Genomic DNA, 17621 nt, shown 5'->3' with positions numbered 1-17621 from the left:
CGCATCGCTGAATGCGGTGACACATGGACGTTGGACCGTGCCGCGTCACGCCCGTGCGAAGTCGAAGGCGAGCACCTCGCCGATCCGGTCTGTCCCCAGCAGGGCCATCATCAGCCGGTCGACCCCCAGCGCGACGCCCGCGCAGGGCGGCAAACCGCGCTCCAGCGCGGCCAGGAGCGCTTCGTCGATGGGCGGCACGGCTTGCCGGCGCGCCCTGCGCACGGCCTGGTCGCGTTCGAAACGTGCGCGCTGCTCGTCGGCATCCAGGAGCTCGTGGTAACCGTTGGCGAGTTCCAGGGGGCCGAGGAAGACTTCGAATCGCTCCGCCACCGGCGGATCGCCGGCGCGAATCTTCGCAAGCGCACATTGCGAGGCCGGGTAGTCGTGCACGACGTGGAGGGTGTCGGCATCGAAGGCCGGCTGCAGCCGATGCGTGATCACCAGGTCCAGCCAGTCGTCGCGCACCAAGCCTTCGGGATCGATGACGACATCGCCCAGTGCGTTGCGCAATTGCATGTCGTCCGCGGTGAACGGATCCAGGCGCAGGCGCTCGCCGAACAGATCGCGATACGCGATGTCGACCACGCGCACGTCGCGATCGACCAACGCAAGCGCCGCGCGAACCACCTCGACCGTTTCGCCCGCCAACCAGCGATGATCGCGCCCGACGCGATACCACTCCAGCATCGTGAATTCCGGGTTGTGTCGTCCGCCGGCTTCGCCGTCGCGGAACACGCGCCCGAGTTCGTAGCAATCGCCGATGCCGTCGGCCAGCAATCGCTTGAGCGGGAATTCGGGCGAGGTGCGCAGCCACCGGGTACGCGATGCGCCGTCGGTGCGGCCTGAGAAATCCAGCGAAAACGAAGCGATGTTCGGATCGGTATTGCCGGCGCGCGAGAGCACCGGCGTTTCGACTTCGAGCACGCCGCGTTCGGCGAAGAAGGCGCGCAACGTCGCGTACAAACGGGCGCGGAGGCGGAGCGCGTCGTGCGTCATGGGATCGGGGTCAGGCGCCCTGCTCCGCCAGGAAGGCGAGCAGGTGGGCTTCGTCCCACACCGCGACCCCGAGTTCCTGCGCCTTCGCCAACTTGCTCCCCGCCGCCTCGCCGGCGACGACGAAACTCGTCTTCTTCGAGACGCTGCCGGACACCTTCGCGCCCAAGGCCTCAAGCTTCGCACCGGCTTCGTCGCGCGACATCGAAGACAGACCGCCGGTCAACACCACGGTCTGTCCCGCGAGCGGGCCGTCGGCGGCGCGTTGCGGCGCACCTTCGGGCCAATGCACGCCATTGGAACGTAACGCGGCGATGACTTCGCGGTTGTGCGCTTCGGCGAAGAAATGCGCGATGCGCGCGGCCACCACCGGCCCGATGTCCGGCACCTGGCGCAGCGTTTCCTCGTCGGCCGCGAGGATCGGATCGAGTGCGCCGAAATGTCGCGCCAGCGTGCGCGCGGTGCTTTCGCCGACGTCGCGGATACCCAGGGCATACAGCACGCGTTCCAAGGTCGTCGTGCGACTGGCATCGATGGCGGCCACCAGGTTTTCGGCCCACTTGGTCGCGACCTTGCCGCTCTTGACGGTTTCGGGCACCGCATCGGCGAGTTCGTCGGCGCGTTGCTTCATCGCGACGAAATCTTCCACCGCCAGCTTGTAGAGGTCGGCGACGCTGCGGACCATGTCGAACTCGACCAGCGCCGTGATGAAGCGCTCGCCAAGGCCTTCGATGTCCATCGCGCGGCGCGAGGCGAAGTGGAACAAGGCCTGCACGCGTTGCGCCGGGCAGAACAGTCCGCCGGTGCAACGTGCGACGACCTCGTTTTCCTCGCGCTCCACCGCCGAGCCGCACACCGGACAGGCGGTCGGCAACTGGTAGGCAGGCGATTTCGGCTTTCCCTTCGCATCGACCGGGCGCTTGTCTTCGACCACCCGCACGACTTCCGGAATCACGTCGCCCGCGCGGCGGATGATCACCGTGTCGCCGACGCGCACGTCCAGGCGCGCGATCTGGTCGGCGTTGTGCAAGGTCGCGCGCGTGACGGTCACGCCCCCGACCTGCACCGGGGTCATCAGCACCCACGGCGTCACCGCGCCCGTGCGTCCGACGTTGACCTCGATGGATTCGACGACCGTCGGCATTTCCTGCGCCGGATATTTGTGTGCGATGGCCCAGCGCGGTGCGCGGGATACGAAGCCCATCGCGCGCTGCTGGTCGTAGCGATCGAGCTTGTAGACGACGCCGTCGATGTCGTATGGCAGCGCGTTTCGCTTGTCGCCGATGCGCCGGTAGTACGCGAGCAGCCCGTCTGCGCCGGTGGCGACGTCGACGTCCGCGCTCACCGGCAGGCCCAGTACGCGCAGCCATTGCAGGGTGCGGGAATGCGTCGGCGGCAGCGTGGCGCCCTCCACTTCGCCCAGCGCGTACGCATAGAACGCCAGCGGGCGTTGCGCCGTCATGCGCGGATCGAGTTGGCGCAAGGAACCGGCCGCGCCGTTGCGCGGATTGGCGAGCGTCTTCTCGCCGTGTTCGCGCGCCCACGCGTTGTACTTTTCGAATGCGGCCTTCGGCATGTACACCTCGCCGCGCACTTCGAGCACCTTCGGGGCCTTGCCGCGCAGGCGCAACGGCACGCTGCGCACCGTGCGCAGGTTGGCGGTGACGTCTTCGCCCGTCGCGCCATCGCCGCGCGTGGCGCCGCGCACGAACACGCCGTCCTCGTAGCGCAGGCTGATCGCCAGGCCGTCGAGCTTGGGTTCGACCGAGAAATCGGGCGTTGCATCGCCGGTTTCCTTCGCGATGCGGGCGACGAACTCGGCCACCTCTTCGTCTTCGAACGCATTGGCGAGCGAAAGCATGGCGACGGTGTGCTTCACCTCGGCGAACTTGCCCGAGGGTGCGGTGCCCACGCGCATGGTGGGCGAATGGGGATCGGCGAGTTCGGGATGTTCGCGCTCGAGTGATTCGAGTTCGCGCAGGAAGGTGTCGTACTCGGCGTCCGCCAGTGTCGGATCGTCGAGGACGTAGTACCGATAGTTGGCGTCGTCGAGCAGGCGGCGCAGTTCTTCGACGCGCGCCGCGAGCGCAGCGGCCTTCGCCATTACCAGCGTGCCGGCTTGGTCAGCGGCGGTGCTTCATGTTGTCGATCGTAACCACGCAATTCATCGCGGATGTGCGCGATCCGCTGTCGGCCCAGGGCGTTGCGCGACTCGTCGAGCACGACGCCGTCGAGCAACTCGGCCATGCGCTGCGCGGTCGGCAGCATCTTGTCCCAGGCCTCCAGCGCGGTCATCGGCGCGGGCAGCGTCAGGAAGAAGGCGATCGCCGGGGTTTCGAGTTCCTGGATCGTCGCCATCTCGAAGCTGCCCGGCTTCATGATGTTGGCGACCGAGAAGATCGGGCCGCGCTCGGGGTGGCCTTCCACGAGGCGATGGAAGATCTGCATGTGGCCGTAGGTGAGACCGGCCTTCTCGGCCGCGACGACGATGTCGCTTCCGCGCAGCTTCGCGCCTTCGCGTGCGGCCACGTACAGCGTCACGATCTTTTCGAACGAGGCGTCGCCGCGCTTGCCCAGGTCGTTGTGTTCGTTGCGCGCGCCGAGTTCGAGTTCGGATTGCGATTGCTCGCCGTTGCCGAGTTCGTCGGTGATCTGTTCGCCCAGCGTGGGCTCGATGCGCTCGCCATCCGCACGATTGGCCGCATCGGCGAACCCGCCGCCGACCCGACGCCCCTGCCCCGGCCTGCGCGGGCGGCCGAAGAAATAGATCGCGGCGATCAACACCACGCCTGCGATCGCGATGCCTATGCGCAGTACCGTCGAATCCATCACGTCCTCCCTGTAATGAGACTGCGTGTCGTCAGGCGGCGCCGGCCAGGCGCGCGGCTTCGGCGAGGTCGACGGACACCAGGCGGCTCACGCCCGGCTCGCGCATCGTGACGCCCGAAAGCTGCTGCGCGGCTTCCATCGTCGCCTTGTTGTGGGTGACGAACAGGAACTGTACCGCTTCGCTCATCTCGCTGACCATCGCCGTGAAACGGCCGACGTTGGCTTCGTCGAGCGGCGCGTCCACCTCGTCGAGCAGGCAGAACGGCGCGGGGTTGAGGCGGAAGATCGCGAACACCAGGGCAACCGCGGTCATCGCCTTCTCGCCGCCGGAAAGCAGCGAGATGTTCGACACGCGCTTGCCCGGCGGACGGGCCATGATCGCAACGCCGGTGTCGAGCAAATCTTCACCCGTGAGTTCCAGGTACGCGTGGCCACCGCCGAACAGGCGCGGATACAGTTCCTGCACGCCGGAATTCACGCGGTCGAACGTATCCTTGAAACGGCCGCGCGTCTCGCGGTCGATCTTGCGGATCGCTTCTTCCAGCGTTTCCAGCGCGGTGGTCAGGTCGGTGTCCTGCGCGTCCAGGTATTCCTTGCGTTGCGCGGCCTCGGCGTGTTCCTGGATCGCGGCCAGGTTCACCGGTTCCAGGCGGCGCAGCTTTGCGTCGAAATCGGTGACGGTCTTTTCCCACGCGTTGACGTCGGCATCCGGTGCAAGCGTGTCGATCACTTCCTGCAGCACGAAACCGGCCTCGACCACCGCCGCCGACAACTGGTCGGCCTTGATGACGAGCGCCTGCTGGTCGAGTTTGCGCTGGCCGATCTTCTCGCGCTGCGCGATGGCTTGTTCGTCGCGCTGGTGGCGCGTCTGTTCGTTGGCGCGCAGTTCGGCGTCGATGCCTTCCAGCGTCGAACGCGCTTCGCCCAACGCTTTTTCGACGCGCACGCGTTCTTCCAGCGCCGCCTGGCGTTCGCTTTCCAGCGCGTGCACCGGGGCGTCGCCGTCGGTGAGCTGCGAGGCGAGTTCGCCCAGGCGCGAGTCGAGCTGGCCGCGCTGGCTGCCCATGCGTTCCAGCGATTGCGCGAGCGCGACGATCTGCGCGCGTTGCGATTCGACGGTCAGGGCGAGCGCGTGCGCGGTGTCGCGCGACTCGCGCGCAGCCACGCGGGCGGCGTCGCGGGCCTCGGCGAAGCGGCGGCGTTCGGCGTCGAGCGCCTGGCGGACCTGTTCGAGTTCGGCCATGCGGCCGACGGCATCTTCTTGCTTGGAACGCGCTTCGCGGGCCTGATCGCGGCTGGCGTCTAGCGTTGCGATCAACTGCGCGAGTTCGGCATCGATGCGTTCGATGCGGTTGCGCGCCGAATCCAGCTTCCCCTGCTGGCTCTGCAACTGCCCCGCGAGTTCCGACACGCCACGATGCGCGAGATACAGCGCGCGCTGCGCGTCTTCGCGCTGCTGTTCGGCGGCGAGCGACTGATCGCGCAGGCGCGTCAGCGTTTCGTTGAGCAACGCTTCGCGCTTCTGGAGATCTTCGATCTCCGCGCGCAGCGACTGGATTTCCTTCTCGCGCAGCAGCGCGCCCTGCTTCGCCGCACCGGAACGCACGACGCGCACCCAGCCGGCGCCGAGGCGTTCGCCCGCGCGCGTGATCACCGATTCGCCGTCGCCCAGTTGCGGCACGAGCGCACGCGCTTCGGCCAGCGTTTCGGCGCCGTGGAGTTTCGAGAGCAGGCGGCGGATCGCGGCCGGGCCCTTGACCTTCGCAGCGAGCGAAGTCGGCGCGACCGGGAAGTCGGCGCCTGTCGGGTCCACGAGCGTCAGGCGGCCTTCGCCGAGATCGCCGAGCGCATCGACGAGCGCTTCGGGCGCTTCGACGAGCACGCCTTCGATCAGTTGGCCGAGCGCGCTTTCGACGGCGTTTTCCCAACCCGATTCGACCTGCAGCGTTTCGCCCACGCGCGCGGCGTTGTCCAGGCCGCGGGCCTTGAGCCACGCGGTCGCGGCGCCCTGTTCCTGCCCGAGCGCCGCATGTTGCAGGGCTTCGAGCGACGACAGACGACCACGCGAGGCCTGCGCGTTCTTGCGCACGTCGGCGATTTCGCTCTGCGCGCTGCGCTGCTGGTCCTGCATGGCGGTGACGGCCGCCTTGCGCTCTTCGACCTGTGCGGTCAGCCCTTCGAGCGAAGCCTTCTGCGTGTCGTGTTGCTGCTGCGTCCCGGCGAAGGCGTCGGACAACGACGTCAGGTCCAGGCTCGCGCGTTCGGCGGTGAGTTGCTCGCGGCGGCGGTCGGCGTCGAGCGTCTGGCGATCCAGGTGTTCGATGCGCGTACGTTCGACATCGCCGGCGCGCGCGGCTTCGGACTGCGCCTTGGTGTGCGCATCCCAGCGCTGCTGCCAATCGGCGAGTGCGGCTTCGGCGTCGCGCAGGGCGTCCTGGCGCGCGGTGTCCTCGGCGCGCAGGCGTTCGAGTTCGGGTTCGGCCTGGGCGATCGCATCGCGCAGGCCGGTCAAACGCGATTCGTCGCCACTGATGTGCGAACCCAGTTCGCTGAGCTGGTTCTGTGCTTCATCGCGCGCGCGTTGCAGGCGCTGCGCCATTTCGCGCTGGTGCGCGATCTGCTGTTCGATGCGGGCCAGCGTACCGCCGACCTGGTAGACGTTGGCCTGCGCCTTGTTCAGCGCTTCGCTGGCTTCCTCGCGACGCACGCGGTCGGTTTCGATCTTGCTTTCGGCTGCGCGCTGTTCGGCGATGAGCTGCTGCAGGCGGGTTTCTTCGTTGCCCAGCTTTTCCTTCAGCGCCTGCACGCGCGCGTCGAGGCCGCGATATTCCAGCGCCTTCCACTCGGCGTCCTTGATGCGCCGCTCGGCCTGGATCGACTGGTACTGCTCGGCCTGGCGCGCCTGGCGGCGCAGGTGTTCGAGCTGCTTGCCGATTTCGTCGCGCAGGTCGTTGAGGCGGTCGAGGTTTTCGCGCGTGTGGCGGATGCGCGTTTCGGTTTCCTTGCGGCGTTCCTTGTACTTCGAGATGCCGGCGGCTTCCTCCAGGTACACGCGCAGTTCTTCCGGGCGCGCTTCGATGATCTGGCTGATCATCCCCTGCTCGATGATCGAATAGCTGCGCGGGCCCAGGCCCGTGCCGAGGAACAGGTCGGTGATGTCGCGGCGGCGGCATTTGGTGCCATTGAGGGCGTAGATGCTCTGCCCGTCGCGGCTCACGGTGCGCTTGACCGAGATCTCGTTGAACGCGGCGAACTCGCCGGTGATCGTGTGGTCGCTGTTGTCGAAGATCAGCTCGACCGTCGCCTGCGACACCGGCTTGCGCGCGGTGCTGCCGGAGAAGATGACGTCGGTGAGCGAATCGCCGCGCAGTCGGCTGGCGGAGCTTTCGCCCATCACCCAGCGCACGGCATCGATGATGTTCGACTTGCCGCAGCCGTTCGGCCCCACCACGCCGGTCATGTTGGTCGGCAGGTGCAGCGTGGTCGGATCGACGAAGGATTTGAAACCGGAGAGCTTGATCGTGGACAGGCGCATGCGGCGGTCGTTCGGCCCCTGCAGCACGCAGCCCAAGGGCCCGTGCCGCCGTATGTGAGAGATTCAGTTGAAAACCACCGCTAACCCGTTGATCCGGCAGGCGGCGCACGACGAAACCGCCGTGATTACGCGCGAGTATAGCGAGGCCTTCCGCGCCGTGGGCGCCGGGGCCGTGCGAATCGCTCAGCCCGCGGGGGAAAGGCGCTCGCCGGTGGCCGCGTCGAAGGCGTGCCACTGGCCAGGGGTGATCGTCAGCGACAAGGTCTCGCCGGGCGGCGGGAGCCCGCGCGGTGGCATGCGCGAGACCAGCGCCTGCGGGCCGACGCGGACGTTCACCAGGGTTTCGTTGCCCAGGGCCTCGATCATTTCGATGGTGGAATCGAATGCGGGGGCACCGTCGGTTGCGGGCAGCAGGCTTTCGGGACGCACGCCGATGGCGATGTCGCGCTGGAGCCAGGCTTCCGGAACGGAACTGCCCTCGCCCATCGGGACGCGAAGCCCGTCGCCGAGATCCAGCGCGAGGCCGTCGCTGCGCACGAGGCGCCCGCGGAGCACGTTCATCGCCGGGCTGCCGAGGAAGGTGGCGACGAACAGGTTTGCCGGCCGTTCGTACAACGCCATCGGCGTGTCGATCTGCTGCACGTGCCCGTCCTTCAACACGACGATGCGCTGGCCGAGCGTCATCGCTTCGACCTGGTCGTGCGTGACGTAGATCATCGTCGCGCCCACCTGCCGGTGCAGTCGCGCGATTTCCACGCGCATGCCGGCGCGCAGCTTCGCGTCGAGGTTGGACAGCGGCTCGTCGAGCAGGAAGACCTGCGGATGCCGCACGAGCGCGCGGCCGAGCGCCACGCGTTGCCGCTGCCCGCCGGACAGCGCGGCGGGTTTGCGATCGAGCAACTTGCCCAATTCGAGCACGCGGGCCGCTTCATCCACGCGTGCGGCGATGTCGGCTTTCGAGGCACCGCGGAGTTTCAGGCCGAAGCCGAGGTTCTCGGCGACGGTCATGTGCGGGTACAACGCATAACTCTGGAAGACCATCGCGATGTCGCGGTCTTTCGGCGCGACGTCGTTCACGATGCGATCGCCGATGCGCAGCGTGCCCGACGAGATGTCTTCCAGGCCCGCGATCATTCGCAACAAGGTCGACTTGCCGCAGCCCGAGGGCCCGACGAGCACCAGCAGTTCCCCGTCGACCACGTCGAAGGTGGCACCCTCGACGGCGACGAAGCCGGTGCCGCCCCTCGTGGGTGGGTAAACCTTGCGGACCTGCTCGAGGCTGACCTGGGCCATCGGTTCCGATTCGACGAAAGGGAATGTGCAATGCGCGGCGTGTTGGCGGTATCCTGCCATGTAACCGTTTACACGAATACACAATGGCCGCCAACCCGAACGCCCGACGCTTCCCCGAAGGTTTCCTCTGGGGCGCCGCCACCGCCGCGCACCAGATCGAAGGCTCCCCCATGGCCGACGGCGCAGGCCCGAGCATCTGGACGCGCTTCGCGCACACGCCGGGCATGACCGTGAACGGCGACACCGGCGACGTGGCCTGCGACCACTACAACCGCATGAAGGACGACGTGGCGCTGATGGCCTCGCTCGGCCTGAAGGCATACCGCTTCAGCGTTTCGTGGTCGCGCATCCTCCCCGACGGCACGGGCCGCGTGAACCAGAAGGGCCTGGACTTCTACTCGCGCCTGGTCGACGAACTGTTGTCCAAGGGCATCGAACCCCTCCTCACCCTCTACCACTGGGATCTGCCGGCGGCGCTCGACGACCGCGGCGGCTGGCTCAACCGCGACATCGCGCAGTGGTTCGCCGAATACGGCAGCGTGCTCTATCGCGCGCTCGACGGCCGCGTGAAGAAGTGGGTGACGCTCAACGAGCCGTGGGTCGTCACCGATGGCGGTTATCTGCACGGCGCGCTGGCGCCGGGCCATCGCAGCAAGTACGAAACCCCGATCGCCACGCACAACCTGATGCGCGCGCATGGCGCGGCGGTGAAGGCGTATCGCGAAATCGGCAAGCACGAGATCGGCCTGGTGGTGAACATCGAGCCGAAGTACCCGAACACGCAATCGCCCGAAGACCTCGCCGCGACCAGGCGTGCGCATGCGTACATGAACGAGCAGTACCTCGACGCCGCGCTGCTCGGCAAGTATCCGCCGGAGCTGAAGAACGAAATCTTCGGCGACGCGTGGCCCGAGTGGGCCGACGAAGACTACGCGCTGATCAAGCAGAAGCTCGACTTCATCGGCATCAACTACTACACGCGCAGCGTGACGCAGGCGACCGACAGTTATCCGCTGAAGGCCGGCGCCGTGCGCCAGCCGCTGGGCACGTATACCGAAACCGGTTGGGAAGTTTTCCCGCAGGGCCTGACCGATCTGCTGGTGTGGGCGAAGGACCGTTACGGCAACCTGCCGACCTACATCACCGAAAACGGCGCTGCATTCTTCGATCCGGCGGTGGCCGAAGAAGGCCGCGTGCGCGATCCGCTGCGCATGGGCTATCTGAAGAAGCACCTCACCGCGATCCGCGACGCCATCGACCAGGGCTGCGACATCCGCGGTTACATGGTGTGGTCGTTGCTCGACAATCTCGAATGGTCGCTGGGCTTCTCCAAGCGCTTCGGCATCGTGCATGTGAACTACGGAACGCAGGAGCGCACGCCGAAGGACAGCGCGAAGTGGTATTCGCAGGCGATCGCGACGCATGGTGCGTCGATCGACGATCCGTTGCCTTACTGACGCACGGCCTTACCGACGCACGGCCTTACTGACGCACGACCTTACCGGCGCGCGATCTCGACCTTCGCAGGCACCCGCGTCACGCGGGTTTCGGTGCCATTCCAGGGGAATACCAGGCCGCCCTTCGGCAGCGCGATGCCACCAGCGACATCGAGCACGAGCTTGTCGCCGACTTCGCGCAACGAATACGACAGCGCGCCTCCCGGCGTGCGCAGGCCTTCGATCGCGATGCCCTCGCCTTTCAACCAATCCGCGGGAATGCCGCCGGCGACGACGATCGCTTCGTCGTCGGGGCGTTCGTAGGCGAACAGATCCAGCGCCGAGCGCACGTAATCGCTCGCGACCCACGCGTGCGGCAGGTCACCAAGGAAAAACGGCTTGCGCGGCGTGCGCGAGACCACTTCGGCCCATTGATTCCACGCGCGCGGTTGCTGGTCGGCGAAGAAGAAGTCGAGCGCCGTTTGCGCGCGGTCGCGCCAGCCCAGGCGCACGAAGGTGCCGACGGTGCGCAGCTCGTAAGGCGTGTAATCCTTCCACGCGCGCTCGCCCTTGCGGCGTTGTTCGAACTCGCGCCAGTAGCGTTCGAATGTTTTCTCCAACGCACCTGGCGGCAGGATGGCGTCGGCGGCGCCGGGTGCGAGCGCGATGGTCGTCGAGGTCGCATCGAAGTCGCCGAGTTCCGCCGACCCCGGAACGAAATCGATCTTCTGCTGCGCCATCGCGGTGCGCAGCGAGGTTTCGAGATCGCCGGAAAATTGATCGCGTGATGCAGTGAAGCGTTGCGCGTCGGCGTCCTTCCCGAGCCACTGCGCGATCTGCACCGCATCCTTGTACCCGCGCAACGCCCAGAAATCGTCCCAGTACGAATGCATCGGCTTTGCCGAATAGCCTTCATGGCTGATCGAGGCGGGCATCAGGCCGTAGAACGCGGGATTTTTCGCACGGTTGGCGTCGGTGCGTTCGCTTGTGCGCAGCGCGTCCATGTACTGCACGGCGCCGACGACATGCGGCCACATCTGTTCCAGCAAGGCGCGGTCGTGGGTGTAGCGATAGACCTCCGCGACGAGATAGATCAACTCGCCGTGGCTGTCGTTTTCCGGTACCGGATCCGCGCCGCGATCATCGACGCAACATGGCACCTTGCCGCTTTCGAACTGATACGGCGCGTACCAGCGCAGGAAATCCTTCGCGATGTCCTCGCGACCCAGGCGCAGCAGGCCTTCGCCGATCATCGCGCCGTCGCGGATCCACGCGCGCGAGTAGGAACGCGTGCCCGGTTGCAGGCGCGGGCCAACGCGGCTGATCGACATGTGGGCGAGCGCGGTGCGAATGGTGTTCGCAATGTGCTCGCCCTGCCTGGGAAGCGCGAATTTCACACGGTCGAGTTTGTCGTGCCAGGTCTTCGCAGCCTCGTCCTGCAGGCGCGCGGCTTCTTCGTTGGTGATCGGGGTCGCAACCGTGTCGCTGATCGGCGAACTCAACGCAAGCTCGAAGGATTCGCCCGGCGCCAGCTCGCGCATGTACGGAAGGTCGACGAAGAGCATGCCGTCGGGATCGTGCGCTTCCCGATTGCGCGCCGGATGTCTGCCGGACCAATGTTGGGCGGCGAACGGATACGTGTTGGTCAGCATGTCCTCGCTCGCTTCCGACAACGCCACGCGAGGCTTGCCGTTAACGTGGACAAGTTTCGGCTCCACCTGCGGTTCCAGGCGAATGTCGCGCACCGGACTGAAGCCGCCGCTCGTGTTGAGGAACTGCGTCTGCGGATTCACCTGCCACGGGCGCAGTTGCAGCGTCAATCCAAAGCCATCGGGACGCGCGCCGGTGTTGGTGACGCGATACCGCACGATCATGCGCGCATCTTTCGGCTTGCCGACGGCAAATGCCGTGATGTCCAACCGCATATCGTCGCGCACGAAGTGGACCGACGGGATCGGCAGGTAGCTGTCTAGCAGGGTTTGCGTTGCGGGCGTGTTGGCCCAATCGATGCGCCCCTTTGGCCCATCCGCGAAAGGCGTAATGCTGAAACCGCCCGGCGTGAACTCCACCGAGCCATCTTCGCCAAGCAAGCCTTGCTGCGTGCCGCCATCCACACCGACGATCGTCCAGTACGATTGCTCGCCGACGAATCCCCGTGGGAAATCGCCCTTTGGCATGCGCGTGGCGATCGACGTCAGGAACGCATTCTTCGTCGCCGCGAACGCGAGCGGTTGGACTTCGACGGCCTCGAGTTGTGCAAGCTTCGGCCCGAAGAACTGTACGCTCCGCACATCGATGCGGAGATAGCGCGCTTCTTCCTCGGGCAAGGCGATGAAATCTTCGCCGCCGTCGCTCGACATCTCTTCGTAGACCTTGCGCCAGGTGCGGCCATCGGCCGACAACGACGCCGTGTACCAATCCGCGGCCTCGCCTGCCTTCCATCGCAAGATCGCACCGCCGATCTCGCGCGTCTTGCCGAGGTCGTACGTGAACACGTTGTCCTTGCGGGACAGGGTACCCGTCAGCGGGGAATCATCCGGCGGCGGCAGCGCCTGGAACGTCAGCGCATCGAAACACGCACTGCCCTTGCCGCCTTCGCCGCTCGCCAGCGTGAACTCGAGTTTGGCGCTGTGCTTGAGTTGCTTCTCTTCCGAAGGGCCCCACGCCTTGGAAACATGACGCTTCCTGAAGCGCATCTCGGTCCATTCTGAAGGAAATTCGAACTTCGGCTTCGTCGCCCACCAGACGTTGTCGCCGCTGGCGTCGACGAGCTTGAACTGGAAATCGTTCTTCGGCCCGTTGCCGCGGACCTTGAAATCGAAGGCGTAATTCGCGGGATAGTCGAGCGCCACGTCCCGCTGGAGGCCGACGTAGCCCGACACACCATGGAAGTCGTAATCCAGGCACAGACCGCCGTCGGACGTTCGCAGCATGCCCGTCACCTGGTCGGACTGGATGATCTTCCAAGCGTGCGTCGAATCGAAATCATCGAGCACGCGTGCCTGCACGTTGAACGCCAGCAAGCACAGCGCACCTGCGATCCACTTCGTCATCCCTTCACGCTCCCGACCAACAAGCCCTGCAGGTAGTACCGCTGCAGCACCAGGAACAGCACCAGCACCGGGATCACGGTGACCACGGCGCCGGCCATCATCAATTCGTTGTCCTGCACGTGTTCGCGCGAGAGATTGGCGAGCGCGACCGGCAGGGTCTGCATCGTCTGGTCGCTCAACACGATCAAGGGCCACATGAAGTCGTTCCAGGCGCCGAGGAAGGCGAAGATCGCCAGCGTCACGAGGATGGGRCGCAAGGCCGGCAGCACGATCTGGAAGAAGATGCGCGCTTCGCCCGCACCATCGATGCGCGCGGCTTCCAGCAATTCGTCCGGCAGCGAGCGTGCGTACTGCCGCACCAGGAAGATGCCGAACACGCTCGCAAGGCCTGTCACCATCGCGCCGAAGTAGGTGTTCACCAGGCCCATCTGCTTGAGCAGCAGGAACAGCGGCATCATCGCCACCTGCGCCGGGATCACCAGTGCCGCGAGCAATGCGCGGAACGTGCGCTCGCGCCCCTTGAAGCGAAGCTTCGCGAAAGCGTAACCGGCCAGCGTGTTGAGCAGGACCGAAATCAGCATCACGCCCGTGGAGATGATGAAGCTGTTCAAGAGGTAGCGGCCCATGCCGGCGCGCACGAACAACTCGCGATAGTTGTGCAGCGTCGGCTGCGACGGCCACCACGGCGGCGGGAAATGGCTCGCTTCGCCGGGACGCATGAAAGAGACCAGCAACATCCATGCGAGCGGAGCGAGCGCGGCCGCGGCGAACACGATCAATGCGCCGTTCACCGCAACCGACGACCACCAACGCTGGCGCGCGACGCCGCTCATTCGGCCCCCTTCCTGCGTGCGAACCACAACAGGCCGCTCGTCACGGTCGTCATCAGCAGGAACAACAGGAACGCCACCGCCGAGGCGTTGCCCAGGTTCCACCACTTGAAGCCTTCCTCGTACATCAGGTAGAGCACGCTCACGGTGCTTTGCAGCGGCCCGCCCTGCGTGATCACGTAGGGCTCGGCGAACAACTGGAAGTAACCGGCCATCGTCAGGATCGAGACGAGCAGCAACACCGGCCCGAGCATCGGCAAGGTGACGTGCATCAGCTGGCGCCGCCATGTCGCGCCGTCGATGCGCGCGGCTTCGTACAGGTCTTCGGGGATCGCCTGCAGTCCGGCCAGGAAGATGATCATGTTGTAGCCGAAGTTCTTCCACACGGCGAACAGGATGATCGTCGGCATCGACCAATGCGGGTCGCCCAGCCAATCGATCGGGTCGATGCCGGCAAGACCGAGCGCCCAGTTCACCATGCCGTAGCGTGTGTGGAAGAAATACCGCCAGATCACCGCGACCGCGACGACCGTGGTCACCACGGGCGCGAACAGCGACGTGCGGAACAAGGGCTTGAAGCGCGCGAGTTTCGAGTGCAGCAGCAACGCAGCGGCCAGCGACGCGACGATCGACAGCGGCACGCCGACCAGCACGAAATACAAGGTATTGCCCAATGCCTTCCAGAACAACGGATTGGTGAGCAACCCGATGTAGTTGTCGAGTCCGACGAAGCGCAGGTTGCGCAGGTCGGCGAGCGCGTAGATGTCGAAGTCGGTCACCGACAACGCGAACGCGGCCAGCACCGGCAGCACGAAGAACAGCGCGATCACCGCCAGCGCCGGCGCCGTGAACGCCCAGCCCGCGAGCGACGCCTTCATTGCGCGCCGCCCGGCAGCGTGTGGTGGTCGAGCATCCAGCGGCGCTTCTCGAGGATGCGGTCGGCGCGGCGATCCATTTCCGCGGCGGCTTCGTCGACGCCCAGCTTGTCGTTCGCGACGAGCTCACCCACGAAGCGCATTTCCTGCGCGATGCGCTCCCACTCCGGCACCTTCGGCGTGGAGACCGCGCGCTCGAGCTGATCGCGAAAGGCCTGGATGTACACATCATTCGCGAGCGCAGGTGCCGACCACGGCGCGCGACGCGGCGGCGGGTTCCCGGTGATCGCGTGCAAACGAATCTGTTGTTCGGGTTCCGCCAACCACGCGATCAACTGCCAGGCTTCTTCCTTGTGCTTCGATTTCCTGAACAACACGAAGCTCGTGCCGCCGGCCACCGAAGCGCCCGGCCCGTTCGGCCCGGGCAGCGGCATCGTGCCCCAGGTGCCCGCGACATCCTGCGGCAAACGCTTGCGGAACTCCGCGATGTTCCAGGGCCCGTTGACGTAGTAACTGAAGTAACCACGCCCGAGTTCCTGCCAGACGTTCGAGATGCGCGTGTTGTCCACGCGCGGCGCGAGGCCTTCGTCGAAGGTGTCCTTGTAGAACTGCAGCGTGCGCTTGAAGCCTGCGCTGCGGAAATTCCCGCGGCGTCCACCGTCGCGCAGCAGCGGATCAGGCTGTTGCACGGCAAGGTTGAGCAGAGGTTCGTATTCGTTGAGCGGCAGGAGGATCGCGTAACGATCCGGGCCGACATGCTTCTTCACCGCACGCATCGCAACGCGCCATTCCGCCCAGGTGCGCGGCATCGTTTTCACGCCCGACGCGGCGACGATGTCCTTGCGATAGAACGGCAGCCGCGTTTCCACGTACCAAGGGATCGCGAGCGTTTTGCCGTCGATGACGCCGGTATCCCACGCGCCCGCGAAATAATCGGACACCACGATGCCGGGCGTGCGCTTGATCCAGGGATCCAGCGGCTCGATCGCATCGAGCGCGGCGAACTCGGCGAGCCAGGTGTTGCCCAGCGGCGAGACATCCGGCAACGAATCACCGGCGAATGCGGTCAGCAGCTTCTCGTGCGCCGCAGTGACGGGCAACTGCTGCAATTGCACCTTGATGCCGGGATGCGTGCGTTCGAAGTCCGGCAACATCTGGGCGACCATGTCGCCCTCGTAGCCCATTACCCAGAAACGGATGGTCGTGGTCTTCGTGTCCTCTGGTGCTGCACGCGAACAACCCGCGAGCAACGCGACGCACGCGACGAACGCCCACGTGCGCAGGAGGCGTGTCATTTCGCCTCGTCGAGCCACCCGCCGGTGAAGCCCGCGCGTTCCAGGCCTTTCCGGATGTACGGATTGCGGCGCATCACCGACCAGACGAAATCGCTGCGATGGTTCTCGATCATCAGCACGATCGGGCCCTGGTCGATGCCGAGATAGTCCTTGTCGACCCAGCCCACGCCGTCGACGATCTGGCCGTGGTGCAAATGCACGTCCTTGAACGTGAAGCTCGGATTGAACGCATCGAGGAAACCGTACTGTTGGTAGATCGCCTTCCCGTAGCGGTCGTGCATCGCCTGGATCGCGGCGATCGACTGTTCGGGCGTGAACGCGATGGAGGACGCCGCGGCCGTCGGCACGATCGTGCCGTCATCGACCGTGTACTCCGTGCCGACGCCGCGCGCGGTGTAAGTCTGGAACTTCCGCGACTTGCCGTTGAACACGATGTTCGCGTCGATGGGACCATCCGATGCGGTCCAGCCCCACACGTTTGCGTCGTAGCCCGTCCAGCCCTGCGAATTCTGTTTGCCGTAGGCCTGTTGCGACAGTGTCGCGCGACGGCTGTTCTCGAAGTAATCGATGCCGCGCCGCTTCATGTAATCGTCGGTGATACCGCGGAAATCGATCCACACATGCGAATACTGGTGGCCGAACAAGGGCGGGAACGTCAGGTGTTCCTGGCCGCCGTTGAACGCGCCCCACGAACGATCGTAGGTCGAGGTCCATGCATCGTAGGCATCGCGGCCGACCGGATGCGTCGGCGAACCGAGCGCGAGCACGTAGACGAGGATGGCTTCGTTGTAGCCGTTCCAGTCGTAGGCGATGAAGCCGTCCTCCGGCTTCCAGCCCATCGAGATCAGCGGCTTGCGGACCTGCGCGAACGGCCAGTCGACCGCGCGATACAAGGCATCGGCCGTCTCGCGGATCTCCTTTTCGCGTGGATCGTCGTGGTCGAAATACGTCTGCGCGAACAGCACGCCGCCCATCAGCAGCGTCGTGTCGACCGTGGAGAGTTCGTTGGTCTCGAAACGCGCGCCCGACTGCATGTCGAGGAAGTGGTAGTAGAAGCCCTTGTAACCCGACGTACCCTTCGCTTCGGGCCCCTGCTTCGCATTCTTGAGGAAGCGCAGCGTCGTCAGTGTGCGTTCGACGGCTTCTTCGCGCGTGATCCAGCCGCGTTCGACACCCACGCCGTATGCGGTGAGCCCGAAGCCCACCGCCGCGATCGACGAGAACGATGGCGTGGGCCAGCGATCGGGCACCAATCCGTTTGCCGGATTGGTGGTCATCCAGAAAAAGTCGAACGTGCGCTTTTCGAGATCCTCGACCACCGGCGGGACCGGACGATCCACCGGTGCTTTCACCGAGGCCACGGGTGGCGCCGCGGTGCGGGTGGGCTCGGTCTTCGCAATGTCGCGCTGGCACGAGGCCAGCGCGACGGTCACGATTGCGGTCAGGGCCAGTTTCGAAAGCGTTTGCGGCATTACTTCACTT

At 65.8% G+C, this 17621-nt stretch carries 11 protein-coding genes; 1 reads left to right on the top strand and 10 read right to left on the bottom strand.

Features of this window, described 5'->3' with window-relative positions; genetic code table 11:
• Positions 1-45: 45 nt before the first annotated feature.
• From epmA to ACXJJ8_RS08190, 5 genes are all read right to left on the bottom strand, one after another.
• On the bottom strand, positions 46-996 hold the full coding sequence (epmA, locus tag ACXJJ8_RS08210) for an EF-P lysine aminoacylase EpmA (RefSeq protein WP_499028767.1): 951 nt from the start codon (positions 994-996) through the stop codon (positions 46-48).
• Positions 997-1006: 10 nt separating this feature from the next.
• Positions 1007-3097 (bottom strand): NAD-dependent DNA ligase LigA, encoded by a 2091-nt coding sequence (gene ligA, locus ACXJJ8_RS08205; RefSeq protein WP_499028764.1) that lies wholly within the window; start codon positions 3095-3097, stop codon positions 1007-1009.
• Positions 3097-3822: a cell division protein ZipA gene (zipA, locus tag ACXJJ8_RS08200; protein WP_499028762.1), complete on the bottom strand. Its 726-nt coding sequence runs from the start codon at positions 3820-3822 to the stop codon at positions 3097-3099. The genes ligA and zipA overlap by 1 nt, the downstream gene beginning before the upstream one ends.
• Before the next feature lie 31 nt (positions 3823-3853).
• Positions 3854-7357, bottom strand: a complete 3504-nt coding sequence (gene smc, locus ACXJJ8_RS08195) for a chromosome segregation protein SMC (RefSeq protein ID WP_499028760.1) — start codon at positions 7355-7357, stop codon at positions 3854-3856.
• A gap of 183 nt (positions 7358-7540) precedes the next feature.
• Positions 7541-8650 (bottom strand): ABC transporter ATP-binding protein, encoded by a 1110-nt coding sequence (locus tag ACXJJ8_RS08190; RefSeq protein ID WP_499028758.1) that lies wholly within the window; start codon positions 8648-8650, stop codon positions 7541-7543.
• An 83-nt stretch (positions 8651-8733) separates the two neighbouring features.
• On the opposite strand from ACXJJ8_RS08190, the gene ACXJJ8_RS08185 reads away from it, so the two are divergent.
• Positions 8734-10107 carry a GH1 family beta-glucosidase gene (locus ACXJJ8_RS08185; protein ID WP_499028756.1) on the top strand — a complete coding sequence of 458 codons (1374 nt, stop codon included), beginning with the start codon at positions 8734-8736 and terminating at the stop codon, positions 10105-10107.
• Positions 10108-10148: 41 nt separating this feature from the next.
• On the opposite strand, the gene ACXJJ8_RS08180 is transcribed toward ACXJJ8_RS08185, so the two are convergent.
• Genes ACXJJ8_RS08180 through ACXJJ8_RS08160 form a run of 5 tightly spaced genes read right to left on the bottom strand, consistent with a single transcriptional unit; the run spans position 10149 to position 17611 of the window.
• Positions 10149-13139: a discoidin domain-containing protein gene (locus ACXJJ8_RS08180; protein ID WP_499028753.1), complete on the bottom strand. Its 2991-nt coding sequence runs from the start codon at positions 13137-13139 to the stop codon at positions 10149-10151.
• Positions 13136-13972 (bottom strand): carbohydrate ABC transporter permease, encoded by an 837-nt coding sequence (locus tag ACXJJ8_RS08175; RefSeq protein ID WP_499028751.1) that lies wholly within the window; start codon positions 13970-13972, stop codon positions 13136-13138. The genes ACXJJ8_RS08180 and ACXJJ8_RS08175 overlap by 4 nt, the downstream gene beginning before the upstream one ends.
• Positions 13969-14847, bottom strand: a complete 879-nt coding sequence (locus ACXJJ8_RS08170; protein WP_499028747.1) for a carbohydrate ABC transporter permease — start codon at positions 14845-14847, stop codon at positions 13969-13971. The genes ACXJJ8_RS08175 and ACXJJ8_RS08170 overlap by 4 nt, the downstream gene beginning before the upstream one ends.
• Positions 14844-16139, bottom strand: a complete 1296-nt coding sequence (locus ACXJJ8_RS08165; protein WP_499028744.1) for a sugar ABC transporter substrate-binding protein — start codon at positions 16137-16139, stop codon at positions 14844-14846. The genes ACXJJ8_RS08170 and ACXJJ8_RS08165 overlap by 4 nt, the downstream gene beginning before the upstream one ends.
• The gene (locus ACXJJ8_RS08160; RefSeq protein WP_499028741.1) at positions 16136-17611 is read right to left on the bottom strand and encodes a glucoamylase family protein; all 1476 of its coding nucleotides are present in this window, start codon (positions 17609-17611) and stop codon (positions 16136-16138) included. The genes ACXJJ8_RS08165 and ACXJJ8_RS08160 overlap by 4 nt, the downstream gene beginning before the upstream one ends.
• Positions 17612-17621 lie beyond the last annotated feature (10 nt).

The sequence above is a fragment of the Lysobacter sp. P5_C4 genome, from assembly GCF_054049695.1.
The sequence above is the reverse complement of the archived record's forward strand: the minus strand, read 5'-3'. Positions and strand labels throughout refer to the sequence as shown.